The 24125-nt window shown below is 67.2% G+C and carries 22 protein-coding genes; 16 read left to right on the top strand and 6 right to left on the bottom strand.

The features are described 5' to 3' along the window. Positions 1–9: 9 nt before the first annotated feature. Both AC1RHV_RS15505 and AC1RHV_RS15500 read right to left on the bottom strand, forming a co-directional pair. Positions 10–1254 carry a dienelactone hydrolase family protein gene (locus AC1RHV_RS15505; RefSeq protein ID WP_054459407.1) on the bottom strand — a complete coding sequence of 415 codons (1245 nt, stop codon included), beginning with the start codon at positions 1252–1254 and terminating at the stop codon, positions 10–12. Between the two features lie 28 nt (positions 1255–1282). Beyond that, positions 1283–2461 carry an ABC transporter substrate-binding protein gene (locus AC1RHV_RS15500; RefSeq protein ID WP_054459409.1) on the bottom strand — a complete coding sequence of 393 codons (1179 nt, stop codon included), beginning with the start codon at positions 2459–2461 and terminating at the stop codon, positions 1283–1285. Between the two features lie 280 nt (positions 2462–2741). Between AC1RHV_RS15500 and AC1RHV_RS15495 the strand changes: the two genes are divergently transcribed. Further along, entirely contained in the window at positions 2742–3728 is a 987-nt protein-coding gene (locus tag AC1RHV_RS15495) for an AraC family transcriptional regulator (protein WP_119452194.1), read from the top strand. Between the two features lie 16 nt (positions 3729–3744). Here the strand turns inward: AC1RHV_RS15495 and AC1RHV_RS15490 are convergent, their stop codons facing one another. After that, complete coding sequence (locus tag AC1RHV_RS15490) at positions 3745–7356, bottom strand: indolepyruvate ferredoxin oxidoreductase family protein (RefSeq protein WP_192352991.1); 3612 nt, start codon at positions 7354–7356, stop codon at positions 3745–3747. Positions 7357–7524: 168 nt separating this feature from the next. On the opposite strand from AC1RHV_RS15490, the gene mutY reads away from it, so the two are divergent. Beyond that, the gene (gene mutY / locus AC1RHV_RS15485) at positions 7525–8595 is read left to right on the top strand and encodes an A/G-specific adenine glycosylase (RefSeq protein ID WP_199728357.1); all 1071 of its coding nucleotides are present in this window, start codon (positions 7525–7527) and stop codon (positions 8593–8595) included. A 4-nt stretch (positions 8596–8599) separates the two neighbouring features. On the opposite strand, the gene AC1RHV_RS15480 is transcribed toward mutY, so the two are convergent. Further along, the gene (locus tag AC1RHV_RS15480) at positions 8600–9424 is read right to left on the bottom strand and encodes a helix-turn-helix transcriptional regulator (RefSeq protein ID WP_192353780.1); all 825 of its coding nucleotides are present in this window, start codon (positions 9422–9424) and stop codon (positions 8600–8602) included. Positions 9425–9539: 115 nt separating this feature from the next. On the opposite strand from AC1RHV_RS15480, the gene AC1RHV_RS15475 reads away from it, so the two are divergent. Then, positions 9540–10310: a class I SAM-dependent methyltransferase gene (locus AC1RHV_RS15475; RefSeq protein ID WP_492301253.1), complete on the top strand. Its 771-nt coding sequence runs from the start codon at positions 9540–9542 to the stop codon at positions 10308–10310. Between the two features lie 93 nt (positions 10311–10403). Continuing rightward, a complete protein-coding gene (iaaH, locus tag AC1RHV_RS15470) occupies positions 10404–11879 on the top strand; it encodes an indoleacetamide hydrolase (RefSeq protein ID WP_492301251.1) in 1476 nt (491 codons plus the stop codon). Positions 11880–11959: 80 nt separating this feature from the next. Here the strand turns inward: iaaH and AC1RHV_RS15465 are convergent, their stop codons facing one another. Continuing rightward, the gene (locus AC1RHV_RS15465; protein WP_059377545.1) at positions 11960–12295 is read right to left on the bottom strand and encodes a PsiF family protein; all 336 of its coding nucleotides are present in this window, start codon (positions 12293–12295) and stop codon (positions 11960–11962) included. A gap of 364 nt (positions 12296–12659) precedes the next feature. Here AC1RHV_RS15465 and AC1RHV_RS15460 point away from each other — a divergent pair, with 364 nt between their 5' ends. Together AC1RHV_RS15460 and AC1RHV_RS15455 are read left to right on the top strand one after the other, a co-directional pair. Beyond that, entirely contained in the window at positions 12660–12998 is a 339-nt protein-coding gene (locus AC1RHV_RS15460) for an FxLYD domain-containing protein (protein WP_054454928.1), read from the top strand. Between the two features lie 186 nt (positions 12999–13184). Next, on the top strand, positions 13185–13838 hold the full coding sequence (locus tag AC1RHV_RS15455) for a carbonic anhydrase (protein WP_054455866.1): 654 nt from the start codon (positions 13185–13187) through the stop codon (positions 13836–13838). A 20-nt stretch (positions 13839–13858) separates the two neighbouring features. Here the strand turns inward: AC1RHV_RS15455 and AC1RHV_RS15450 are convergent, their stop codons facing one another. Beyond that, a complete protein-coding gene (locus AC1RHV_RS15450) occupies positions 13859–14536 on the bottom strand; it encodes a GntR family transcriptional regulator (protein ID WP_013391284.1) in 678 nt (225 codons plus the stop codon). 204 nt (positions 14537–14740) lie between these two features. On the opposite strand from AC1RHV_RS15450, the gene AC1RHV_RS15445 reads away from it, so the two are divergent. The 10 genes from AC1RHV_RS15445 (at position 14741) to AC1RHV_RS15400 (ending at position 24118) form a co-directional block, all read left to right on the top strand. Then, positions 14741–15535, top strand: coding sequence for an SDR family NAD(P)-dependent oxidoreductase (locus AC1RHV_RS15445; RefSeq protein ID WP_054454930.1), 795 nt, complete (start codon positions 14741–14743; stop codon positions 15533–15535). Positions 15536–15618: 83 nt separating this feature from the next. Further along, positions 15619–16833, top strand: coding sequence for an ABC transporter substrate-binding protein (locus AC1RHV_RS15440; RefSeq protein ID WP_054454932.1), 1215 nt, complete (start codon positions 15619–15621; stop codon positions 16831–16833). 67 nt (positions 16834–16900) lie between these two features. Then, on the top strand, positions 16901–17803 hold the full coding sequence (locus AC1RHV_RS15435; protein WP_054454934.1) for a branched-chain amino acid ABC transporter permease: 903 nt from the start codon (positions 16901–16903) through the stop codon (positions 17801–17803). After that, positions 17800–18798 (top strand): branched-chain amino acid ABC transporter permease, encoded by a 999-nt coding sequence (locus AC1RHV_RS15430; protein ID WP_492301248.1) that lies wholly within the window; start codon positions 17800–17802, stop codon positions 18796–18798. The genes AC1RHV_RS15435 and AC1RHV_RS15430 overlap by 4 nt, the downstream gene beginning before the upstream one ends. Continuing rightward, the gene (locus AC1RHV_RS15425) at positions 18795–19559 is read left to right on the top strand and encodes an ABC transporter ATP-binding protein (protein WP_492301246.1); all 765 of its coding nucleotides are present in this window, start codon (positions 18795–18797) and stop codon (positions 19557–19559) included. The genes AC1RHV_RS15430 and AC1RHV_RS15425 overlap by 4 nt, the downstream gene beginning before the upstream one ends. Continuing rightward, complete coding sequence (locus AC1RHV_RS15420; protein WP_119452187.1) at positions 19552–20271, top strand: ABC transporter ATP-binding protein; 720 nt, start codon at positions 19552–19554, stop codon at positions 20269–20271. The genes AC1RHV_RS15425 and AC1RHV_RS15420 overlap by 8 nt, the downstream gene beginning before the upstream one ends. 19 nt (positions 20272–20290) lie before the next feature. Beyond that, positions 20291–21043: an SDR family NAD(P)-dependent oxidoreductase gene (locus AC1RHV_RS15415; RefSeq protein ID WP_054454943.1), complete on the top strand. Its 753-nt coding sequence runs from the start codon at positions 20291–20293 to the stop codon at positions 21041–21043. A 9-nt stretch (positions 21044–21052) separates the two neighbouring features. Then, positions 21053–21781 carry an SDR family NAD(P)-dependent oxidoreductase gene (locus AC1RHV_RS15410; RefSeq protein WP_054454945.1) on the top strand — a complete coding sequence of 243 codons (729 nt, stop codon included), beginning with the start codon at positions 21053–21055 and terminating at the stop codon, positions 21779–21781. A gap of 5 nt (positions 21782–21786) precedes the next feature. Then, on the top strand, positions 21787–23493 hold the full coding sequence (locus tag AC1RHV_RS15405; protein WP_492301245.1) for an FAD-binding protein: 1707 nt from the start codon (positions 21787–21789) through the stop codon (positions 23491–23493). A gap of 25 nt (positions 23494–23518) precedes the next feature. Next, the gene (locus AC1RHV_RS15400) at positions 23519–24118 is read left to right on the top strand and encodes a glutathione S-transferase (protein ID WP_054454949.1); all 600 of its coding nucleotides are present in this window, start codon (positions 23519–23521) and stop codon (positions 24116–24118) included. Positions 24119–24125: the final 7 nt, after the last annotated feature.

Here is a 24125-nt window from a genome sequence, read left to right as displayed (position 1 = left end):
GTCCGGCTCCTACTTGTTCTCGCTTTCTTTCCAGCGCGCCATCAACGTGTTCGACGGCAGGGTCTCGTCCAGCAGCTTGGCAGCGGTCTCGCGACCGGCCACGGGCAGGCCCTTGGGGTCCAGCAGGCCCACCTGCACCAGCACGCTGGCCTGGTCCCAATAGATGTGCTCGTGATAGAGCTTGTCGCCGCGGAACTTGACGATGGCGATCAGCGGAATCTCCACGTACTTGCCCGTGGGCTTCACGCCCGGCAGCAGCCAGTCGATCTCGGTGGTGTGCGTGAAGCAGAACAGCAGCTCGTCCACGATCTGCGTGGCGCCCACCGTGCGCGACAGCGGCACCAGGCGCGTATCCGGCGGATTGCTGTTGACGAAGTGATGCTGGTAGAAGCGGCTCAGCTCTTTGTGGCCCACGCCCCCGGTCATGGTGGGGATGTGGTTAACGTAGGGTTCGGCGACCATGGTCGCCATGGTCGCCGCCACATCGCGCGTGCCGAATTCGTACTCGCAGTGCTTGTCCCACAAGTACGAATAGTCGAACTCCGGCCCGATGGCGCGCTGCAAGGCCGCCATGCTGCGCTGATGCGCCATCAGCGCCGAAGGCTTGTCGTAATGGTCCCCGCCCGTGCGCGCGAACGCATGGTCCATGCCCGGGTAGACGTAGATCTGCACCCCGGGCTTGTTGCCCAGCGCTTCCAGGATGCGCTGACGCGCCTCGGGCGGACAGAAGCCGTCCTGCTCGGCGATGTGCAGCACCAGCCGGCCGCGCAGTTGCGCCGCTTCGTCCAGGCTGTTCTCGATGCCTACGCCGTAGTAGCCGATGGCCACGTCCACGTCGGTGCGGCAGGCGGCCAGGTAGGCCAGCTTGCCGCCCAGGCAGTAGCCCAGCACGCCCACCCCGCCCTGCTGCTCAGGCAGCCCGCGCAGCGCGGCGATGGTGGACGCGATGTCCTTCAGGCCCAGCTCTACGTCGAATTTCTGGTAAAGCTCGAAGGCGCGCGGCATGTCGGCCGGGCCATCGGTCAGCTGGATGCCCGGCTGCTGGCGCCAGAACAGGTCCGGCACCAGCACCACATAACCTTCCTCGGCCAGCAGCTGCGCCGCGCGGCGCATGAAATCGTTCACGCCGAAGATCTCCTGGCACAGCACCAGGCCCGGGCCATGCCCGGACGCCGGCACGGCCAGATAGGCGCCGAAGGACTTGCCGTCATGCGAGGCCACCGTCACTTCGCGCGTCGTAATGTTCTGGGTCATACGTATCTCCTTGTTGCGGATGTCCGCCCTACTTCATCTGGCAGGCTGCAGCGAAAGGGTCCTGATACTGGGTCAGCACCGTGCCCGACAGCTTATTGGACAACTTGCCCCCCGCCCCGGCCTCGACGATGCGCAGGTAATAGTTCTGCACCGGATATTGGTTGCGGTTGAACTTGAAATCGCCGCGCACCGACTTGAAGTCCGCGCGCCGCAGCGCCGGACGCAGCGCGTCCGCCTCCAGCTTGCCGCCGGTCTGGCGCACCGCGCTGTCCAGCAACATGGCCGCGTCATAGCCCTGCGAGGCATACAGCGTGGGGCTGCGGTTGTAGGTCTTCCGGAAGTCCTCGACGAACTTGCGGTTGGCGGGGTTGTCCAGGTCCGAGGCCCACTGCGAGGTATTGCGCATGCCCTCGATGGGCGCGCCCACCGCCGCGATGGTGTCCTCGTCGCCCGAGAAGCCCGGCGCCAGCAGCGCGATCTCCTTGGACAGGCCGGCGCCGTTGAACTGCTTGATGAAATTCACGCCCATGCCGCCGGGCAGGAAGAAGAACACCGCGTCCGGCTTGCTGGCGCGCAGGCGCGTGATCTCCACGCCATAATCCAACTGCCCCAGCTGGGTGTAGATCTCTTCGGACAGCCCGCCCTTGTACAGGCGCTTGAAACCGTTGAGCGATTCGCGTCCGCCCGGATAATCCGGCGCGATCAGCGCCACGCTCTTGTAGCCCTGGTCTGTGGCGTACTTGCCCATCGCGGCCGGGATGTCCTCGTTCTGCCATGCCACCGCGAAGAAATTCGGATTACAGCCTGCGCCCGCATAGTTCTCCGGGCCAGTATTGGTGCTCAGGTAGATGGTGCCCGACTGCAGGATGGCCGGCATCACCGGCAGCAGCACATTCGAGAACACGATGCCCGTCATGACGTTCACGCGGTCGCGCTTCAACAGCCGCTCCACCGCCTGGCGGCCCGTGTCCGCCTTCTGCTGGTCGTCCGCCACCACGACTTCCGCCGGCAAGCCGCCGAGCTTGCCGCCCGTATGTTGCAGCGCCAGGTTGAAGCCGTCGCGGATCTCGTTGCCCAGCGCCGCGCCCGGCCCCGACAGCGTGGTCAGCAAGCCGACCTTGACCTTGTCCGCCGCCGTCGCGCCCGCCGCCGCCGTCATGCACACCAGCGCAGCCAGCGCGCGCCGGCTCCATAGATTCCGATTCATGAGCCACCCCGTTATCCCCGCCTGGCCATGCCGGCGGAAAGCTGACAGAACCCGTCTGCCGTCGGTTAACGCATGCTGCCGAACAACGCCGCCAGCTTACGCGCCGCGGCGGCGCCCTCCAACCTGCACGCGAAGGGCCTGCCGGCTAGATTAGGCCGCGCCAGGGGGCCGCTCTATCCGGATTCCGTCAGCCTTATCCGGGAATCACTTAATTCCAAGTCCTTGACGTTTAAATTACCCTCGGCAGTGACACGGGAGCGTTCCCGTCCCGGAGGCATCCATGCACGGCTGGTCCCGACTTACGCTTGCGCCGCTGTTCAAGCGGCGCGTCTTCAGCTCCACCCAGCAGGACGAGACGCGCACCCTCGTATCTGAAGCCCTGAAGGAACACCGTCTCACCTGGAAGGGTGGCCGCGTCGATGCCGAACTGAACCGGGGCCGCTTCGGGTCGCTGACGGTCTGTACGCTGCGCTACGGCGCCGAAGTCCACATCGAACCCGACCGCCTGCAGGATTTCATGCTGGTCCAGGTCCCCCTGAGCGGCCGCGCCTGTATCGAATGCGGCAACGACCGCGTCGACGCCGACCCCGACTGCGCCGCGGTCATCGCCCCCAACCGCCCGCTCAAGCTGCACTGGGAAGCCGGCTGCGAACAACTGCTGCTCAAGATCCCCCGCGGCAAGCTCGAAGCCATCGGGCAGCGGGCATTCGGCGAAGCCGCCACCAGGCCGCTGGATTTCAGCCCCGCCCTGCGCCTGGATAATCCCGTGGGCGCCGTCTGGCGCAGCATGGTCGAAAGCCTGATCCACCTGTTGCCCACCCTGGACGACGGCGCCCCCCGTCCGCCCGCGGCCTGGCTGGAGCACCTGGAAGACACGCTGGTGCTGCACCTGCTCTACAACCAGCCCAACAGCTGGCAGGCGCACGCCGGCATCGCCCCCGCCGTCCCGCGCCGCCTGAGCGCCGCCGAAGCCTATATGCGCGACCGCCTCGCTGCTCCGCTCACCCTGGCCGACATCGCCCGTCACGCCGGCGCCAGCGCCAGCGCGCTGACGCGCCTGTTCCAGGAACACCGCAACACCACGCCCATGAATGCGCTGCGGGCGCTGCGGCTGGACGAAGCCAGAAACCGGTTGCGCACGCAGACAGGCGCCAGCGTCACCGAAGTGGCGCTGGGCGTAGGGTTCGGACATCTGGGGAGGTTCTCGGAGTATTACCGGGAACGTTTCGGGGAACTGCCGCGCGAGACGCGGCGGGTCATGGAGTGACGGGTCATGGAGTAACTCAAGCCACCCGCGCTCCTCCGATGGAAACCACCGTCGCGCTGAAGTCCTTCAGCAACGTCTCCCTGCGCGCCGCCACGCTCTCCATCGCGGCCTCCTTCACATGCCCGTACCCCCGGATGTCCTCGGGCAAGCTCGCCAGCGCCACTGCACGATCCAGATTCCCGCGATTCAATTTCGACAGGATCGCCGTGATCGTCTCCCGGTACTCGCGGATCAGTTCGCGTTCGGCGCGGCGCTCGGCCGTGTAGCCGAACGGGTCCAGTTTCGTGCCGCGCAATCTCCGCATCCGCGCCAGCACCCGGAACACGCGCAACATCCCCGGGCCATAGCTGCGCTTGATCAGGCGGCCTTCCTGGTCGCGCCGCGCGAACAGCGGCGGCGCCAGGTGGAAACGCAGCTTCCAGTCGCCTTCGAACTGCGCTTGCACCCGTTTGAGGAACTCTCCGTCCGAATACAGCCGCGCGACTTCGTACTCGTCCTTGTAGGCCATCAGCTTGAAGTAGTAGCGTGCCACCGCCAGCGCCAGCCGGTTGGTGCCCGTGGCTTCGCGCTCGGCGCGCGCCACCTTGTCCACCAGTTCGGTGTATTGCAGGGCGTAAGCCTGGTTCTGGTAGTCGGTCAGGAAAGCCTTGCGCACCGCCACCACCCGCTCCAGTTCGCCGGTCGGCTTCTTCAGTTCCATCACCGGACTGGCGGCGCGCGGGCGCTTGAGTTCGATGATGCCTTCCGGCCGCGACGGCGCGCCGCCGTTGGCGATCAGGCGCTTCACGTCCGCCAGGTCGTGCGCGGCGCGGCGGCCCCAGGCAAAGGCTGCCAGGTTGTTCGGCACCTGCTGGCCGTTCAGTTCGATGGCGCGCAAGAGCGCCTGCTGCGACAGCGGGATCCAGCCCTTCTGGTAGGCGTAGCCCATCATCAGCGGATTCGAGTAGATCGCGTCGCCCAGCAAGCCCAGGGCCAATGCGGCGGCATCGACGGTGGCCAGGTGCTCCTTGCCGCAGGCGGACGCCAGGTCTGCGGTCAGGTTGGCGCCCGGCAGCGTCCAGTCCGGATTGCCGACGAAGGCCGCGGTCGGCGCGGTGTCGCTGTTGAGCAGCACGCGGGTGCGCTCCGGATTCACCCGCGCCATGGATTCGGCGCTGGTGGCCACGACCAGATCGCCTGCCAGCAGCAGGTCGGCCTCGCCCATGGCGACCCGCGTATTCAGCAGGCGGTCCGGCGTCTGCGCCAGCACCACGTGCGAGTACACCGCGCCGCCCTTTTGCGCCAGGCCCGCCATGTCCAGCACCGAACAGCCCTTGCCTTCCAGGTGCGCGGCCATGCCCAGCAACTGGCCTATGGTGACCACGCCCGTGCCGCCCACGCCGGCGATGAAGACGCCGTAGGGCTGATGCAGTTCGCGCGCCGCCGGATGCGGCACGTCGTCGTCGATGGCGCCGTCCTGCGCCAGGGCGTCCGGCTTCTTGAGCTTGCCGCCTTCCACCGTCACGAAGCTGGGGCAAAAGCCCTTCAGACAGGAGAAATCCTTGTTGCAGCTGGACTGGTTGATCGTGCGCTTGCGGCCGAACTCGGTGTCCAGCGGTTCCACCGACAGGCAGTGCGATTTCTGTGAACAATCGCCGCAGCCTTCGCACACGCGCTCGTTGATGAGCACGCGGCGGGCCGGATCCGGGTAGGCATTGCGCTTGCGGCGGCGGCGCTTCTCGGTGGCGCAGGTCTGGTCATAGATCAGCACCGATACCGCGGGATGCTCGCGCAGTTCGCGCATGACCGCGTCGAGTTCGTCGCGATGCCGCACCGGCACGCCTGGGGCCAGTCCCTCGACATGCTTGTACTTGTCGGGATCGTCGGTGACGACGATGATTTTCTCGATGCCCTCGGCCGCCACCTGGCTGCTGATCATGGGCACGCTCAAGGGGCCGTCCACCGGCTGCCCGCCCGTCATCGCCACCGCGTCGTTGAACAGGATCTTGTAGGTAATGGGCACCTTGGCCGCCACTGCCGCGCGTATGGCCAGCAAGCCCGAATGGAAATAGGTACCGTCGCCCAGGTTGGCGAACACGTGCTTTTCCTCGGTGAACGGAGCCTGTCCCACCCAGGGCACGCCCTCGCCGCCCATCTGTGTAAAGACATCGGTGCTGCGGTCCATCCAGCGGACCATGTAGTGGCAGCCTATGCCTGCCATCCCGCGCGAACCTTCCGGCAGGCGGGTCGAGGTGTTGTGCGGACAGCCCGAACAGAACCAGGGCTTGCGCTCTTCGACCACGCGCGGACGCGCCAGCGCCTGTTCGCGGCCGCTGATGAAGGCCAGGCGCGCCTCGATGCCGGCGCGCACGTCCTCGGGCAGTTCGAAGCGCAGCAGGCGCGCGGCGATGGCGCGCGCGACCATCGCGGGCGAGAACTCGTAGTGCGCCGGCAGCAGCCAGTTGCCCTGCGGCACCGACCATTCGCCGCCGTCCTTGTCGTCGAACTTGCCGACCACGCGCGGAATCTTCTTGCCGCTGCCGATCCAGCTGAACAGTTCTTCCTTCAGCTGGTACTCCAGCACCTGGCGCTTTTCCTCGACCACCAGGATCTCGTCCAGGCCTTCGGCGAAATGCTGCATGCCGGTGGATTCCAGCGGCCAGACCATGCCGACCTTGAACAACCGCAGGCCGATGCGCTGGCATACGGACTCGGACAGCCCCAGGTCGGACAGCGCCTGGCGCGTGTCCAGATAAGCCTTGCCCGAGGTCATGATGCCGAAGCGCGCATCGCGCTGCGGCACGTGCCAGAGTTCGCGGTTGAGCTTGTTGGCGCGGGCATAGGCCAGCGCGGCATAGAGCTTGTAGTCCAGCAGGCGGGCTTCCTGCTGTAGCGGCGTGTCGGGCAGCCGGATGTTCAGGCCGTCGGCCGGCAGCAAAAAGTCCTGCGGCAGCAGGATCTCCACGCGATGGGGATCCACGTCCACGGAAGCCGAGACTTCGACGATGTCGGTGATGCACTTCATGCCCACCCAGACGCCCGCGTAGCGGCTCATCGCCCATCCATGCAGGCCGTAGTCCAGCACTTCCTGCACGCTGGACGGAAACAGCGCGGGAATCATGCAGGCCTTGAGGATGTGGTCGCTCTGGTGCGGCAGGGTCGAAGACTTTGCGGGGTGGTCATCGCCCGCCACCACCAGCACGCCGCCGTGGCGCGAGGTGCCGGCCGCGTTCGCGTGCTTGAAGACGTCGCCGCAGCGGTCCACGCCAGGCCCCTTGCCGTACCACATGCCAAACACGCCGTCGTACTTGGCACCGGGGAACAGGTTGACCTGCTGCGAACCCCACACCGCGGTGGCGGCCAGGTCTTCGTTGATGCCCGGCTGGAACTCGACGTGATGCGCCTTCAGGTACTTGGCCGCCTTCCACATGTTCTGGTCCACGCCGCCCAGCGGAGAGCCGCGATAACCCGACACGAAGCCCGCCGTGTTCAGGCCGGCGCGCGCATCGCGCACGCGTTGCATCATGGGCAGGCGGACCAGGGCATGGATGCCGCTCATCCAGGCGCGCCCGGATTCCAGGGTGTACTTGTCGTCCAGCTGGACGGATTCAAGCGCGGCACGCAAGGCGGGCGAAACAGGAGCGTTCATGTCGACTCCAAGGGATCCAGGAACCCCGGCCGGCTACGCGCGACACCCTCTTGAAGCGCACGCGGGCGAGCAAGGGACGTGAATTGCGGGCGCTGGCGCGCTTCTGTTTCCATTGTTTGTAACCGCTAGCCCCAACCCGGGCAATAGGGCGATGCGATAATTGCCGCCATGGACTTCGCCCCTCGTATCGTCGACTGGCAGCGCCGCCACGGCCGCCACGATCTCCCCTGGCAAAACACCCGGGATCCTTACCGCATCTGGCTCTCCGAGATCATGCTGCAGCAGACGCAGGTGGCGACGGTCATTCCCTACTACGAACGCTTCCTGCAGCGCTTTCCGGACGTCGCCGCGCTGGCGGCGGCCGCGCAGGAAGACGTGATGCCCTACTGGGCCGGACTGGGCTACTACGCCCGCGCCCGCAACCTGCACCGCTGCGCGCAAGAAATCGCGCGCGACTGGGGCGGAAGTTTCCCGCCCACGGCCGAAGCCATCGCCACGCTGCCCGGCATCGGCCGCTCCACCGCCGCCGCCATCGCCGCGTTCGCCTACGGCGAGCGCTCGCCCATCCTGGACGGCAACGTCAAACGCGTATTCACGCGGCACTTCGGGATCGCCGGCGATCCCGCCAAGCGTGAAGTCGAACAGAAGCTATGGGCGCTGGCCGATGCGCAGGTCGAGGCCGCGCCCGGCCTGGACATGGCCGCCTACACGCAGGGGCTGATGGACCTGGGCGCCACGCTATGCACGCGCGGCAAGCCCGCGTGCGAGGCCTGCCCCGTGGCGGACAGCTGCGTGGCCAAGCGCGAAGGCCGCCAGGCCGAACTGCCCACGCCCAAGGCGCGCAAGGCGATCCCCGAACGCGAGACCTGTATGCTGGTCCTGCGGCACCAAGGCGCCTTCCTGCTGCAGCAGCGGCCCGAACCCGGCATCTGGGGCGGACTGTGGAGCCTGCCCGAATTCGACGTGTCGCAAGACCCCGACAGCGCTTCCCGCGCGCTGGGCCTGGAGCCTGAACAGCGCTTCGAGCTGGCGGCCTTCGCCCACACCTTCACGCACTACCGCCTGCACATCCGGCCCTGGCTGGTGCCGGTGCGCGCAGCCGGGCTGCGCGAGTCCGCAAGGCCGGAGCGCTGGGTGCCGGCGGATGAACTGCCGTCGATGGCGCTGCCGGCGCCGGTGAAAAAACTGCTGCAAGGACTGGTCGAAGCCGGGATGCAGGACAGCCTGTTCAAGGGCTGATCTTTCAGGGCTGCGCGCCCCCGCCCAACAAGATCACCAGCTTCAGGTCCGGATGCGTCGCCAGCCGGAACGTGATCTGCTGGTAAGCCAGCTTGCCGCGGCCCGGATGCAGGAACTCACGCAGGCCGCCTTCGCGCTCGACCACCGCGTGGCGCGTCCACCAGTGGGCGAACACCGGGCTTTGCCGGTTCAGGTTGTCCAAGAGCGCCAGCACGGCCGGCTCGTCCAGATGCGCGCCGGCGTCGGCGCGGAATTCCGCCACCACGCGGCGAGCGCGCTGGTCCCAATCCACCACCAGCTCGCGGGCGGCGGGGTCCAGGAAGATATAGCGCAGCAGGTTGGGCTCGGCATCGCGCGCCGGCCAGTTGTCGAACAGGTCGCGCAGGGGCTCGTTGTAGGCCAGCACATTCCAGGCGCGGTCCAGCACGTAGGCCGGGGCGTTGATCGCGTTCACGCATTCCTGCAAGGGACCCGGCGCGCCGGCGTCGTCGCGGGCATGCTGAGGGTCGGCGCAGTCGGCCAGGTCGAACAGATACGCGCGTTCGGCGCGGGCCAGTTGCAGCACGCCCGCGATGCGCGACCAGACCGAGGGCGATACCGACACTTCCCGCCCCTGTTCGATCCAGGTGTACCAGGTGACGCTGATGCCGCAAAGCTGGGCGACTTCCTCGCGCCGCAGTCCGGGGGTGCGGCGGCGCATGCCTTCGGGCAGGCCGGCCATCTGGGGCGTGATGCGGGAGCGGGCGCTGCGCACGAATTCGCCCAGCGCCTGGCGGCGCAGGGGGGAGCCTTCGTGACCGGCGGCGCCGGCTTGGGGGGAAGTAGTCATACCAGGATGAGCAATGGACTTGTACGTGTATGGGCGGCCGCCTATCTTAGCGCCTGGGCCGCCGCTTCCAAATGCTTTCCGCCCCTGTACCGGCCCCAGCCACCCAAGGATTCCCATGACCGCCAGTACCCATGACGCCGCCGTCGATCGCCAATTCAGCCCGCGCGCGACCGCCTATCTGACCAGCGCCGTACACGCGCAGGGCGAAGACCTGCTGCAGATGGCCGACATCGCCGCGCAGCATCCCGAAGCCCGGCTGCTGGACCTGGGCTGTGGCGGCGGCCACGTGAGCTTTCACGTGGCGCCGCAGGTCCAACACGTCACCGCCTATGACCTGTCGCAGCAGATGCTGGACGTGGTCGCCGGCGAGGCCGCCAAGCGCGGGCTGGCCAATCTGGCCACCCGCCAGGGCAAGGCGGAGTACCTGCCCTTCGGCGACGGCGAGTTCGACCTGGTGATGTCGCGCTACTCCACCCACCACTGGCAGGACGCCGGGCGCGGCCTGCGGGAAGCCTTCCGCGTGCTGAAGCCAGGCGGCATCGCCGTGTTCGCAGACGTGGTGTCGCCGGGCGAGCCGCTCCTGGACACCTGGCTGCAGACCATCGAGGTGCTGCGCGACACCTCGCACGTGCGCGACTACTCGGTCGCCGAGTGGACCCGCATGCTGACCGAGGCCGGCTTCACCCTGCAGGGCCTGGCGCCGCGCCGCCTGCCGCTGGAGTTCCAGTCCTGGGTTGTGCGCATGCGCACCCCGGAGACGCTGGTGGCGGCGCTGCGCCACATGTTCTGCATCGCGCCGGACGTGGTGCGCGCGCACTTCGAGGTGCAGGGCGACGCATCCTTCACCAGCGACACGGCGACCATCGTGGTGAGAAAGCCGGGCTGATTCCTGCAGCGGCGGCGGGACCTGCTCGACAGCGCCCGCTTCCCCCTGTATAGGTACGGATTCGACAGAATCCCGCACAGGTAAGGAAGCGTCATGTCCGATACGTCCAAACAGTCATTGCCCGCCGCGTCCCCTGCGGACCTGACCGTCACCGAGGCCGCGGCCCTGATCCGGCAGGGCCGCCTCACCAGCGTTGCGCTGACCCAGGCCTGCCTGGACCGCATCGAGGCGCGCGCCGATCTCAACGCCTTCATCACCGTGGACCGCGCAGGCGCGCTGGCCCAGGCCCGCGCCCAGGATGCCGCCCGCGGCCAGGCGGACCAGGCCGCGCTGCCGCTGGCGGGCGTGCCCATCGCCATCAAGGACAACATCCACGTTGCCGGCCTGCCCAACACGGCCGGCACGCCCGCTTTGAAGAATTTCCGTCCGGCCGAGGACGCGCCGGTGGTGCGCCGCCTGCGCGAGGCGGGCGCCGTCATCGTGGGCAAGACCAACATGCACGAACTGGCCTTCGGCGTGTCGGGGTACAACACCGCCTTTCCCGGCGCGCACGGCGAAGGCACGCGCAATGCCTATGACGCGCGCCTGATCGCTGGCGGCTCGTCCTCGGGCAGCGGCGCGGCGGTGGGCGCGCGCCTGACGCCGGCCGCGCTGGGTACGGACACGGGCGCCTCGGTGCGCCTGCCTGCGGCGGTGAACGGCGCGGTGGGCTTTCGCCCGTCGGTGGGACGCTACGACGGCGCCGGCATCACGCCGATCTCGCACACCCGCGATACGCCGGGGCCCATCGCCAACAGCATGGACGACATCGTGCTGCTGGACGCGGTGCTGACGGGCGACCGTCAGCCCTTGTCCGCCCTGCCGCCTGCCGGCATGCGCCTGGGCCTGTGCGACTACTTCTGGAAGGACCTGGATCCGCAGGTGCAGGCCGTCACGGATGCCGCGCTGGCCAAGCTGCGCGCGGCCGGCGTGCAACTGGTCGAACTGGAAATGCCGGGCCTGGAAGCCAGCAACGCCGCGGTCGGCATGCCGGTCTGCCTGTACGAACAGAAGGGCGACCTGACCGACTATCTCAGCCGCTACGGCACGGGCCTCAGCTTCGAGCAGGTGGTGGCGCAAATCTCCAGCCCGGACGTCAAAGGAATTTTCGACGGCCTCATCGTGCCTGGCGTGCTGCCCCTGCCCTCCGGCGAGGCGCTGCCGCTGCAGCCGCTTTATGAACGCGCCATGGCGACGCACCGCGACGAGCTCATCGGCGTGTACCGCCGCGCGTTCCAGGAGCATGCGCTGGACGGCCTGCTGTTTCCCACCGTGCCGATCCCGCCGATGGCCGCCACGCCCGAGGCCAGCAGCTTCGAGAGCTTCGGCCGCCTGGCGCGCAACGTCGATCCGGGCAGCAACGCCGGCCTGCCGGGGCTGAGCGTGCCTGCGGGCTTGGCAGCGGACGGACTGCCGGTGGGATTGGAAGTCGACGGGCTGCCGGGCGAGGACCGCAAGGTGCTGGCGGTCGGGTTGGCGCTGGAAAGCGTGCTGGGGCGCTTGCAGGGGCCGGGACGTTCCGGCGGCTGAGAGGCGCCTCATGCAAAAAAAATCGCCAGCCGGTTCACGGGCTGGCGATTTTCTTCGCGAGATGACGCGTGGCGTCGGAATCAGCCTTTCAGGCAGGTGCTCATGAAGGTCTTGCGCTTGTCGCCGGTCAGTTGCTGCGAGGTGGCCTTGGCGTTGCAGTCCTTCATCTTCTGCTGCTGCGGCGTAAGCTCCTTGGCGGGCGCGGCGGTTTCGCCCTTCAGGCAGCTGCTCATGTAGGCCTTGCGGTCGTCGCCCTTCTTGCCTTCAGCGGACTTGTTGCAGTCGGCCATGCGCTGCTGTTGCGGCGTAGGCGTCTTGGCGGTGGCGGGAGCTGCGGGGGTCTGGGCAAGGGCTGCGCCAGCAAAACAAGCGGTCAACAGAAAGGCCGAGGCCAACTGGCTGGTACGGGAAAGCATGGGTTCCTCCCTTGGCGCCCGCGCGCCTGGACTCAGTCGCAAAGGCGGGCCGCACGATCCGCCGGCCCAATCGCCGGCCCGGTCATGATCGAACAAACCCGAACCCTGCGCAAGAGTGCGGAAAGTCAAGAATCGCCAAGGCCTTACACGCCCCTGAAACCACCGGCCGCTTCCCTCGTGGACAGGCCATCCACGCAGGCGAATTTGCGACCAATCCAAGCACCCTGTTACCCATTCATCCCTTTGCCCCGTTGTGTACACGGCAGGAAAGGTGTGAGATAAGCATGCCCCCAAGGTAGAGGAGGCATTGACCGCCCTGCGGACCCGAACGGCATCCGACTGCGCGGCTGCACAGGAGACCATGATGAAACTTGCCCTTGCTTCGTTCGCGCTGCTTGCCGGCCTGTCCGGCGCCGCCGGCGCGCAGAGCCTGGTCTACGGCGTCACGCTGGGCAATGTCCAGGCCGTGCGCGACGTCAACCAGAACGTGTCGGCCATCACCGGCCTGCTGTCCAACCAGTCGGCGCGGCACATCAACAGCGCCATGCTGACCTTCGTGCTGTACGACTCGCAGGGCCGCGAGATCGGCCGCGTTCGCGACGACGTCATCGGCCCGCTGGCGCCCGGCCAGATCAAGCAGATCCGGGCCGTCACGCCGCTGCAATTCACCCGCGTCACCGCGCTGGACGTCGACGCCCGCTAGGCGCCCGTTATGGCCCGCCTGCCGGAAAAAACCCTGATTACTTCAGGGTTTAGACAGCGTGGCGCAAGGTCAAATATGGGAAAATTCCGTTCGTCGACTCAATAAAAGGGGCTTCCACACGAAGCCCCTTGTTGCGTGCGCCGACGCGCCAGCACGCCTGGCTCCAGCTACGAGGAAGAAAAGATCATGTTTCCAAAAAGACTTACCGAAGGCTATCAATCTTTCCTGGGGGGCCGTTTCCCTTCGGAAAGCAGCCGATACCAGAAGCTGGCCGAATCGGGGCAAAACCCGGAAATCCTGATCATCGGGTGCTGCGACTCCCGCGTGTCGCCTGAAGTCATCTTCGACGCCGGCCCCGGCGAAATGTTTGTCGTGCGCAACGTCGCAAACCTGGTCCCGCCCTGTGACCCTGACTCGGAATCCTCGTACCACGGCACCAGCGCCGCGATCGAATTCGCGGTCAACGGCCTGAACGTCAAGCACATCGTGGTGCTGGGCCATGCTTCCTGCGGCGGCATCCGCTCGTTCTTCGACGACGCCAAGCCCCTGACCAAAGGCGATTTCATCGGCAAGTGGATGTCGCAGATCGAACCCGTGGCCGAACGCCTGGGGCCCGGCACCGGCGACCGCCAGGCCAACCTGAAGCGCCTGGAACTGGCCGTGGTCGAGCACAGCCTGAACAACCTGATGACCTTCCCCTCCATCCGCCGCCGCGTCGAAAAGGGCGAACTGGAACTGCACGGCACCTACTTCGGCGTGGCCACCGGCCTGCTGTACCTGCGCGACCCCGCCACCGGCGAATTCAATCCCTGCCTCGAGGCGCCTGCGGCCGCAGCCTGAGGTTGGACCGCGGGCGGGCCTTACACCCGGTACGCCTGCGCCAGCCTCTCGTAGTTGTTCTTCAGGATGATGCCCGCGTAGTACACGTGTTCGCGCATCAGGTCCTCGGCCCGCGCGCCGTCGCGGGCGATGATCGCATTGACGATGCGGTGATGGTCGTCATGCGATCGCAGGATGATCCCGTGGTCTTCCCACAGGATGATCCGGTCCGAGGCGTAGGGGATAGCCTGCGCCTGCGTCGCGAAGCGCCGCACCCAGGGGTTGCCCGCCGCTTCCAGGATGCCGTTGTGCAAGGTGATGTTCACCTGCTGATACGGCAGATGGTCCTCGGCCAGCAAGACCCCCTTGCCCAGGATCCGGTCCCCTTCGTCCAGGCAATTCTTCAGCACCGCCACGGCGTCGTTCGATAGCCCGCGCAAGGCCGCCTGCCGGCAGGCCAGCCCTTCCAGCGCCGCGCGCACCTCGTAGGCCGCCACGATTTCGCCGATGTCGTAGGCGCGCACCGTGTAGCCGCGCTTGGGCAGATGCTCCAGCAAACCTTCATTGCCCAGCGTCGCCAGCGCCGCGCGCACCGGCGTGCGCGACACCCCCAGTTTTTCCGCCAGCGGGATTTCTTCCAGGCGGGCGCCAGGGCTGAACTTGCCGTGCAGCACCCAGTCCCGCAGCGTGTCGGTAACGTGTTGAGATAGCGTGTCCATAGCCGCATTGTATACATGAAGAATACATAGGGCGTCATACGCCTTATTAGTTTTCGGAACATCTCCGTAAAACACGATGTAAATCAAGCAACACTCCGGGTAAGCCCCTATACCTGCGAACCATCCATGTATACATAATCGCAAAAAATTCAAACCAGCGGCCAAGTCCCACCCTAGGCGGACAGCACGCTACCAGGAGACAGCATGTCCAATGTATCCACGCCGGCCGGCAAGGGCCCGGCTCCCCGTCTTGCGCTCGTCACGGGCGGCGGCGGCGGCATAGGCGCCCGCATCTGCCAGGAACTGGCCAGCGCCGGCTTGCGCGTCGTCGTCTCGGACGTGGACGCCGGGCGCGCCCGCCGCGTGGCCGACGAGCTGGGCGCGCCGCACGCGTCGCTCGCCTTCGACGTCAGCGATGAGTCCTCGGTCGAAAACGCGTTCGAACAGATCGAAGCGCAGCACGGCCCCATCGCCGTGCTCGTCAGCGCCGCCGGCCTGCTGCTGTTCCAGGAAAACGGCGAACGCCCGCTCATCAAGGACACCTCGCTGGACATCTGGGAACGCAGCTTCGCCGTCAACGCCCGCGGCGTGTTCCTGTGCGGCCGCGCCTACCTGCGCCGGCGCGAGGCCGCGCCGCTGGCGCACGGCCGCATCGTCACGTTCACCTCGGTTGCGGCGCAGCTGGGCGGCTACCGCTCCAGCGCGTCTTACATCGCGGCCAAGTCCGCGGTGCTGGGCCTGACCAAGGCCATGGCGCGCGAATCCGCGCACCTGGGCGTGACGGTCAACGGCATTGCCCCCGGCCTCATCGACACCGACATGCTGCGCAGCACCGTCACAAGCAGCGGCGCGCTGGCCGCCGCGGCGCAGGCCATTCCGCTGGGCCGCATCGGCACCGTGGACGATGTCGCGGCCGCCGTGCGCTTCCTGGCGTCCGAAGAAGCCGGCTACATCACCGGCAGCGTCATCGACGTCAACGGCGGCTACCGCATGCAGTAAGGCATTCCGGCGGCCAGGCCGGCAACGCAGCAAAGCGCCACACCCAAACAAAGGCGCGCAACAAAAAAGAACGGGAGACAAAGATGAAGAAAAGCAGTCGCTACGCAGCCGCCGCCGCGCTATGCGCATGGGCGCTGAGCACGGGCGCGCAAGCGCAGCAGGAACCGGGCATCACCGACAAGACCATCAAGATCGGTCTGTTCGCGCCCTTGTCCGGCAGCGGCATGGCCTACGGCTTTGACGTGCTGAACGCCGCCAAGATGTGGTACGCCAAGGTCAACAAGGAAGGCGGCGTGCACGGCCGCCAGATCGAACTGGTGATCGAGGACGACCGCTGCAACGCCAACGACCTGGTCGCCGCGGTGAAGAAGCTGAACGAACAGGACAAGGTGTTCCTGCTGAACGGCGGTTCCTGCTCGGCCGCGGTGGTGGCCTCGCGCGAATACGTGGAACGCGAAAAGGTGCCGCTGGTCATGCTCAACGCCTCGGGCGACGGCGCGCTGTATCCGCCGTCCAAGTACATCTACGGCGCCTTCTCCATCTCCCAGCACGCCGTGGGCGGCTCGATGGTGCAGTTCGCCGCCGAGCACCTTAAGGCCAAGAAGATCGGCTACATCAACCATGACGACGCCTACGGCGGCTGGAACCTGGAGGCCGCGCAGGCCCAGGTCAAGCAGCTGGGCGACGCATCGCTGCAAGTCCAGTCGGTGAACCCGAACATCACCGACGTGACCGCGCCCATGCTGAAGATCCGCGCCGCCAACGCCGACGTGCTTCTGCTGACGACATACGCCCGCCCCGCCGCGCTCATCATCAAGAAGGCACAGGAACTGGGCTGGAACAAGCCTATCGTCCTGGCGGTGAACGGCACGGCCGACCTGAAGCAACTGGTGGAAAACGTGGGCAACAAGGACGCCTTCAAGAACGTCTACATCCAGGAAGTGCTGTCCGACGTGCCGGGCGGCGCCAAGCTGACCTGGGTGTACGACATGTACAAGCAGGCCTACCCCGACCTGGCCGCCAAGCCGGGCCATCCGCAGACCTACATGCCTTACGGCCTGCCGCCCGCGATGGCGGTGGTCAACGCGCTCAAGGCCGCCGGCCCGCAGCCCACCCGCGAAAAAGTGCTGCAGGCGCTGGAAACCATGAAATTCGACTCCGGCGTCATGGCCGGTCCGATCGAGTTCGGCCCGAACGACCGCGCGGCGCAGGAATCCGCCATCTACATCAAGTTCGACGGCACCAACATGTCGCTCGTGCCCGGCGCCTTCAAGAGCGTCTGGCAGTACCAGAAGTAAATCAGCGGCCCGCCTGGGGCCTGGCCCGCGCGCTGGCGCAGCAGCGCGCGGGCTGCCGGAGAACATCATGAGCTTTGCCGATATCTGGCTGTTCCTGCAGCAGGGGGTGCTGTCGGGACTGGTGACGGGCAGCGTGTACGCGCTGCTGGCGGTCGCCGTAGTGATCATTTTCAAGACCACCGACGTGCCCAATTTCGCCCAGGGCGAGATCTTCATGGTCGGCGGCTACATCGCCCTGTTCCTCACCCTGGTAATGGGCTGGCCTTATCTCGTCGTCATTCCCATCACGCTCGCCGCCGTGGCCATCCTGTCCGGCCTGTTCCAGCGCGTCGTGATGGAGCGCGTCATCGCCTCCAAGGGCGTGGGCGTGCAGATGGTGATCGCCACGCTGGGCCTGGCCTATGCGCTCAAGGGCCTGGTGCGCCAGACCGGCCTGGGCGACACGCCGCGCTCGTTGCCGCCGCTGGCATCAACCGACGCCATCATCATCGGCGACGCGGTGCTGACCCAGCTGGACCTGGTGATCTTCGCGGTCGCCGTGACGGTGATGCTGCTGCTTTTCGGCATGTTCACCTATACCCGGGTCGGCCGCGCCATGCGCGCCGTGGGTATGAATCCCAAGGCCGCCCGGCTGGTGGGCGTGAACCTGACCCGCATCCGCATGCTGGTGTGGGCGCTGGCCGGCCTGATATCGGCGGTCGCGGCGCTGCTCATCACGCCCAAGATCCTGATCACTCCCGACATCGGCCACATCGCCATCCTGGCCTACGCCGCGGCCATCGTGGGCGGCATCACCAGCCTGCCTGGCGCGGTGGTCGGCGGCTTCGTGATCGGTGTGGCCGAGAACCTGGTGGGGCTGTTCATTTCGACCAATGCCATCGTGGTTGCGCCTTTCGTGGCCATCATGGTCGTGCTGCTGCTGCGTCCGCAAGGGCTCTTGGGCGGCAAACTGCAGGTGAAGAAAGTATGAGCAAGAAAATAGACCATGCGCTGCTGGCGCTGATGGCCATCGTGCTGGCGATCCTGCCCTTCGCGGCCAGCGGCTATGTCATCTACGTGGTGAACCTGCTGATGGTGTTCGTGGTGTTGGCGCTGGGCCTGCATCTGGTCATCGGCGAAACCGGACAGTTCGCGCTATCGCACGCCGCCTTCTACGGCGTGGGCATCTATACCGCGGGCCTCATCAACAATCTGTGGCATCCGCCCTTCTTCATTTCGATCATCGCGGGCGGGCTGCTGGCCGCCGTGCTCGGCTATGTGATCGGCGCGCTGGCGCTGCGCATGCGCGACATCTACCTGGCGCTGTCCACCTTCGCCTTCGGCGAAGCGATGCAGTGGGTGTTCCTGAACTGGCAATCGGTCACCAACGGCTCGAACGGCTTCCGGATCTCGCCGGCCACGCTGTTCGGCTACGAACTGGTGTCGGACGCCAAGGCCTATCCCTTCGTGGTGCTGATCGCCGCGCTGTTGCTGTGGGCCACCATTGCGCTGTCGCGCTCGCAACTGGGCTCGGCCTTTCGCGCCGTGCGCGAGAGCGACGTGGCGGCCCAGGCCATGGGCGTGAACGTCAACGCCATCAAGCGCACGGCCTTCACGTTGTCCGCGGCCTATGCCGGCATCGCCGGCGGCATGTACACGACCTTCGCCTCGTTCATCCACCCGGAGAGCCTGGGCTTTCAGACCACCATCCTGATCCTGACGATGGTGGTGGTTGGCGGCATCGGGTCGGTGCGCGGCGCCATCGCGGGCGCGTTGGCCTTCGGCCTGATCTCCGAGCTGCTGCGCCAGGCACTGTCGTTCCAGGAAATCATCTACGGCGTCATTCTGATGGGCTTCATGATGTTCGCGCCCAAGGGCTTGTTCGCCAGCCGAGGTGCGCGCGGACGGGCACCGGCGCCGGCTGCGCCCTTGCCTTCCGCCACGCGCCCGGCCGCGGCCAAACCGACCCAAAGGAGCGCCGCATGAGCAGCCATCCCTATCTGGACGTGCAAGGCCTGACCGTCAAGTTCGGCGGCCTCACCGCCATCAACGGCCTGTCCATGCAGGTCGAGCGCGGCCGCATCCACGCGCTGATCGGCCCCAACGGCGCGGGCAAGTCCACCACCTTCAATTGCATCTCGCGCTATTACCGTCCCAGCAGCGGCAGCATCCGGTTCGACGGCGCGGACATCACCCGCAAGAAGCCGCATGAAATGGCGGCGCTGGGCGTGGCCCGCACCTTCCAGAACCTGGAGCTTTTCGGCGCGCTGAGCGTGCACGAAAACGCCCTGCTGGGCACCTATGCGCATGGCGCCGACAGCGCAGGCAAGCTGCTGCGCCCCGCTGCCGCGCAGACGCGCGAGCGCGTCGAGCACCTGCTGGAGCGCGTCGGACTGGCCGACTTCCTGGACACGCCGGCGTGCAGCCTGGACTTCGGCCGCCAGAAGATGCTGGAGCTGGCGCGCGCCCTGGCCATATCGCCCAAGCTGCTGTTGCTGGACGAACCGGCGGCCGGCCTGCGCAACCGCGAAATCGAAACGCTGGACCGCCTGCTGACCGAACTGTGCGAACGCGACGGCATCACGGTGCTGCTGGTGGAGCACGTCATGCAGCTGGTGATGTCGATCTCGCATCGCATCACCGTCATGTCCTTTGGCGAGAAGATCGCCGAAGGCACGCCTGCCGAGGTGCGCAGCAACCCGCGGGTCATTGAAGCCTATCTGGGCAAGGGAGCGGCCGGTGGCTGATTATTTGCTTGAAGTCGATGCGGTATCGGCCGCCTACGGCAATATCCGCGCGCTGCAGGACGTATCACTGAAAGTGCCGCAGGGCGCCATCGTGGCGCTGCTGGGCGCCAACGGCGCGGGCAAGTCCACCACGCTGAACGTGATCTCGCGCCTGGTTGCGCCCACCGCGGGTAGCGTGCGCTTTGCGGGCGAACCCATACACCGCCTGGCGGCGGACGCCATCGTCGGACGCGGCATCGTGCAGGTACCGGAAGGCCGCGAGATCTTCCGCGAAATGAGCGTGCGCGAGAACCTGGAGATGGGCGCCTACCTGCGCACCGACCGGGCCGCGGTGCGGCAGGACCTGGACATGGTGTGCGACACCTTCCCGCGCCTGCGCGAACGCTACGAACAGAAAGCCGCGACGCTGTCCGGCGGCGAACAGCAGATGCTGGCCACGGGCCGAGCCATGATGGCGCGCCCGCGCATGATCCTGCTGGACGAACCCTCGATGGGTCTGTCGCCGCTGGTGGTCGAACAGATCTTCGACATCGTGCTGCGGCTGAACCGCGAGCAAGGCATCACCATCCTGCTGGTGGAGCAGAACGTGAAGCTGGCGCTGTCGGTGTCCAGCTATGCGTACATCCTCGAAAACGGCGAGATCGCGCTGGAAGGCGAGTCCGCCGCGCTCGCCAGCGACGAAGGCGTGCAGCGCGCCTATCTGGGCGCCTGACGCGCCGAAAGGACCGACCATGATATCGATGCAAGACAAGCGGGTGCTCGTGACGGGCGCGGGCCGCGGCCTGGGCGCGGCAATCGCGCTGGGCTTCGCCAGGCAAGGCGCTGCCGTCATCGTCGCAGATGTGGATGCGGCGCTGGCCGCAGCCACGGTGCAAGCCATCCGCGCCGCGGGCGGCAAGGCCGCTGACGCGGTGCTGGACGTGACGGATGCCGCCGCCGTGCGCGACTTTGCGCAACGGTCCGCCACCGAACACGGCAATCTGGACATCCTGATCAACAACGCCGGGATTTCGGCGCGCGCCCCGTTCGACGATCCCAAGACGCCCGAGATCTGGGACCGTCTGATGAGCGTGAACCTGCAAGGCACGTTCAACGTCACCCACGCCTTCGTCGAACAGCTGAAAGCCACGCGCGGCGCCATCGTCAATCTGTGCTCCATCGTGGCCTACGGCTGCAGCATCTCGACCGCCGGCTATGTGGTGTCCAAGGGCGGCGTGCGCTCGTTCACCGAGGTACTGGCGCGCGACCTCGCGCCGCATGGCGTGCGCGTGAACGCCGTGGCTCCCGGCCTGATGGAAACCGAGATGACGGCGGGCCAGCGCGCGCAGGCGCAGGGCACGGACTGGTACATGCAGCGCGCGCCCATGGCCCGCGCGGGGCGGGCCGACGAGATCGTGGGTCCGGTCCTTTTCCTGGCCTCGGACATGGCCAGCTACGTGAACGGCGTGGTGCTGCCCGTGGACGGCGGCTACCTGGCCGTGTGAGGAAACATCATGAATCTGGGCACGGCATTGGTTACGGGCGGCGCTAGCGGCATGGGTCTTGCCATCGTGGAGCGGCTGGCGCGCGATGGCTTTCGCGTCGTGATGGCCGACCGCAACGCGGAACTGGCCGAAAAGGAGGCCGACGCGCTGCGGGCGCAAGGGCTGGACGTGGAACACCGCGTGGTGGACCTGACGGACGAAGCCGCCACGCGCGCGCTGGCGCGTTCGCTTGCGCCGCTGGCCGCGCTGGTCAACAACGCGGGGCTCTTCGACGAGCGCAAGTTCTTTGAGGTGGACAGCGCCGACTACCGCCGCGCCTTTGACGTCAACCTGCTGGCGGTCGCGACCTTGACGCAGGAGGCCGCGCGCGACATGGCGCCGGGCGCCAAGATCGTCAACATCGCCTCGCGCGCCTACCTGGGCGCAAAGAACCACCCGCACTACGTGGCCTCGAAAGCGGCCTTGGTCGGCTACACGCGCGCTTCGGCCATGGAACTGGCCCCGCGCGGCATCCTGGTCAACGCCATCGCCCCCGGCCTCATCGACACCCCGCTCTTGCGCAACCTCACGCCCGAACGCCTTGCGGCGCAACTGGCCCTGCAGCCCACCGGCCGCGCGGGCCAGCCGCAAGACATCGCCTATGCCGTGTCCTTCCTGGCCGCGCCGCACATGGACTTCATCACCGGCCAGGTCATCTTCGTGGACGGCGGAAAATCGCTGGGCGGCTCGGGAGCATAGGCAGCATGGAAGGCATTACTTGGGACAAGGAAGTCGACGCGCTGGTCGTCGGCTCGGGCGCGGGCGGCATGGCCGCGGCGCTGACGGCGCGCGAGGAAGGACTGGACGTGCTGCTGGTGGAAAAGACCGGCCGCATCGGCGGTTCCACCGCGATCTCAGGCGGCGCGCTGTGGATACCGCTGAACGCGCAGACAGACGCCGCCGGCCATCCGGACAGTTTTGAAAAGGTCTGGACCTATCTGGAACAGACCGTGGGCGCGGCGGCCCCCGATGACATGAAGCGCGCCTATCTCGAAGCCGGCCCGCGCATGATGGATTACCTGGTGTCGCGCGGCATCCTGGATCTGGCGGCGCGCACGGCCTCGCCCGATTACTACCCCGACCTGCCCGGCGCCGCGATGGGCGGCCGTTCGCTCGACCCGCTGGAGTTCGACGGCCGCAAGCTCGGCGGCGATTTCCGTTTCCTGCGGGATCCTCTGAAGGAATTCACGGTGCTGGGCGGCATGATGGTCAACATCACCGACGTGCGCCATCTGCTGCGCGCCACGCGTTCGTTCGCGGCCTGGCGCCACAGCATGAAGCTGGTGCTGCGCTATGCCGCCGATCGCGCGCGCGGCTATCGCCGCGGCACCCGGCTGCTGCTGGGCAATGCGCTGGCCGCGCAGCTGTTCCACGGCATGCTGGCTCGCAAGATCGAATACTGGCTGGACACGCCGGCGCTGGCGCTGCACCGCGATGCAGCGGGCCGCGTGCTGGGCGCCGCGGTCCGGCGCAATGGCAAGTCGTTGAACATCCGCGCGCGCCGCGGCGTGGTGATGGCCACGGGCGGCTTTCCCTGGGATCCGGCGCGCCGCGCGCAGAGCTATCCTCAGCCCACGGGTCTGTGGTCCATGTCGCCGCGAGACAACGCCGGCGACGGCATCCGCCTGTCGGAAGCCGCCGGCGCCGCGCTCGGCTCGGGCCACGCCAGCCCCGCGTTCTGGGCGCCGGTCTCGCTGCTGGAATCCGCGGACGGCAAGCCCCTGCATTACCCGCACCTGGTGTGGGACCGGGCCAAGCCGGGCCTCATCGCGGTCAATGGCGCGGGCCGGCGTTTCGTGAACGAATCCGCCTCGTACCATGAGTTCGTGCAGGCCATGTACCGCAGCCATGGCACGACGCCCAGCATTCCCGCTTTCCTGATCTGCGACCAGCGCTTCATCGACACCTGGGGCCTGGGCCTGGCGCTGCCAGGGGGCCGGCCGCGCCAGCATCTGATCGACGCCGGCTACCTGCTGCAAGCCGACACGCTGGCGGCCCTGGCGGCCCGGCTGGGCGTGCCCGCCGATGCGCTGCAGGCCACGGTGGAACGCTACAACACCCACGCCGCCCAGGGCCAGGACCCGGACTTCGGCAAGGGATCGACCGCCTACAACCGCTACCTGGGCGATCCGGAACACGCTCCCAATCCCTGCCTCGCGCCGCTGGCGGCGGGCCCCTACTACGCCGTCAAGGTCTATCCCGGCGACATCGGCACCGCTTGCGGCATCGCCGCCAATCCGCATGCCCAGGCCCTGGACGCCACGGGCGCGCCCATTGCTGGCCTCTACGTGGCCGGCAACGACATGCAGTCGGTGATGGGCGGCGCCTATCCCGGCCCCGGCATCACGCTTGGTCCCGCCCTGACCTTCGGCTGGATCGCTGGACAACATCTGGCCCATGCACAACACTGACGCCTCTCCACCGACAAGGATCCCCATGAAAATCTTCTACTCGCCCGCCTCGCCCTTCGTGCGCAAATGCATGGTCATCGCCCATGAGCTCGGCCTGGCCGACCGCATCGAGAAGCTTCCGAGCGCAGCCGGCCCCGTGGCCCGCGACCAGACCATCATCCCCACCAATCCGCTGGGCCAGGTGCCCACCTTCATCACGGATGACGGCCAGGCGCTGTACGACAGCCGCGTGGTCTGCGAATACCTGAACGACCTGGGCGGCGGTTCTCTGTTCCCGTCGGGCAAGACCCGCTGGCAGGTGCTGACGGAACAGTCCATGGCCGACGGCATGCTGGGCGCGGCACTGCTGGCCCGCTACGAAACCGTGCTGCGTCCGGAAGCGCTGCGCTGGGACGGCTGGGTCGAGGGCCAGCTGGGCAAGGTCCGCGACGGCCTCGCGCTGGTGGAAAAGAACGCCGCCGCGCTGGCAGGCCGCCTGGACATCGGCACCATCACCATCGGCTGCGCGCTGGGCTATCTGGACTTCCGGTTCCCCGACCTGGACTGGCGCGCCGAACATCCGGCCACCGCCGCCTGGTACGAGACCTTCAGCCAGCGTCCGTCCATGCAGGCCACCAAGCCCTGATCCGGTT

It is taken from the genome of Achromobacter sp. GW823-FHT04E03 (genome assembly GCF_058796095.1).
The sequence above is the reverse complement of the archived record's forward strand: the minus strand, read 5'-3'. Positions and strand labels throughout refer to the sequence as shown.

What these genes read in the sequence shown, in the direction of transcription:
- AC1RHV_RS15505 (WP_054459407.1), bottom strand. Translation starts at nt 1,254, where the DNA reads ATGACCCAGAACATTACGACGCGCGAAGTGACGGTGGCCTCGCATGAC.
- AC1RHV_RS15500 (WP_054459409.1), bottom strand. Translation starts at nt 2,461, where the DNA reads ATGAATCGGAATCTATGGAGCCGGCGCGCGCTGGCTGCGCTGGTGTGC.
- AC1RHV_RS15495 (WP_119452194.1), top strand. Translation starts at nt 2,742, where the DNA reads ATGCACGGCTGGTCCCGACTTACGCTTGCGCCGCTGTTCAAGCGGCGC.
- AC1RHV_RS15490 (WP_192352991.1), bottom strand. Translation starts at nt 7,356, where the DNA reads ATGAACGCTCCTGTTTCGCCCGCCTTGCGTGCCGCGCTTGAATCCGTC.
- mutY (WP_199728357.1), top strand. Translation starts at nt 7,525, where the DNA reads ATGGACTTCGCCCCTCGTATCGTCGACTGGCAGCGCCGCCACGGCCGC.
- AC1RHV_RS15480 (WP_192353780.1), bottom strand. Translation starts at nt 9,424, where the DNA reads ATGACTACTTCCCCCCAAGCCGGCGCCGCCGGTCACGAAGGCTCCCCC.
- AC1RHV_RS15475 (WP_492301253.1), top strand. Translation starts at nt 9,540, where the DNA reads ATGACCGCCAGTACCCATGACGCCGCCGTCGATCGCCAATTCAGCCCG.
- iaaH (WP_492301251.1), top strand. Translation starts at nt 10,404, where the DNA reads ATGTCCGATACGTCCAAACAGTCATTGCCCGCCGCGTCCCCTGCGGAC.
- AC1RHV_RS15465 (WP_059377545.1), bottom strand. Translation starts at nt 12,295, where the DNA reads ATGCTTTCCCGTACCAGCCAGTTGGCCTCGGCCTTTCTGTTGACCGCT.
- AC1RHV_RS15460 (WP_054454928.1), top strand. Translation starts at nt 12,660, where the DNA reads ATGAAACTTGCCCTTGCTTCGTTCGCGCTGCTTGCCGGCCTGTCCGGC.
- AC1RHV_RS15455 (WP_054455866.1), top strand. Translation starts at nt 13,185, where the DNA reads ATGTTTCCAAAAAGACTTACCGAAGGCTATCAATCTTTCCTGGGGGGC.
- AC1RHV_RS15450 (WP_013391284.1), bottom strand. Translation starts at nt 14,536, where the DNA reads ATGGACACGCTATCTCAACACGTTACCGACACGCTGCGGGACTGGGTG.
- AC1RHV_RS15445 (WP_054454930.1), top strand. Translation starts at nt 14,741, where the DNA reads ATGTCCAATGTATCCACGCCGGCCGGCAAGGGCCCGGCTCCCCGTCTT.
- AC1RHV_RS15440 (WP_054454932.1), top strand. Translation starts at nt 15,619, where the DNA reads ATGAAGAAAAGCAGTCGCTACGCAGCCGCCGCCGCGCTATGCGCATGG.
- AC1RHV_RS15435 (WP_054454934.1), top strand. Translation starts at nt 16,901, where the DNA reads ATGAGCTTTGCCGATATCTGGCTGTTCCTGCAGCAGGGGGTGCTGTCG.
- AC1RHV_RS15430 (WP_492301248.1), top strand. Translation starts at nt 17,800, where the DNA reads ATGAGCAAGAAAATAGACCATGCGCTGCTGGCGCTGATGGCCATCGTG.
- AC1RHV_RS15425 (WP_492301246.1), top strand. Translation starts at nt 18,795, where the DNA reads ATGAGCAGCCATCCCTATCTGGACGTGCAAGGCCTGACCGTCAAGTTC.
- AC1RHV_RS15415 (WP_054454943.1), top strand. Translation starts at nt 20,291, where the DNA reads ATGATATCGATGCAAGACAAGCGGGTGCTCGTGACGGGCGCGGGCCGC.
- AC1RHV_RS15410 (WP_054454945.1), top strand. Translation starts at nt 21,053, where the DNA reads ATGAATCTGGGCACGGCATTGGTTACGGGCGGCGCTAGCGGCATGGGT.
- AC1RHV_RS15405 (WP_492301245.1), top strand. Translation starts at nt 21,787, where the DNA reads ATGGAAGGCATTACTTGGGACAAGGAAGTCGACGCGCTGGTCGTCGGC.
- AC1RHV_RS15400 (WP_054454949.1), top strand. Translation starts at nt 23,519, where the DNA reads ATGAAAATCTTCTACTCGCCCGCCTCGCCCTTCGTGCGCAAATGCATG.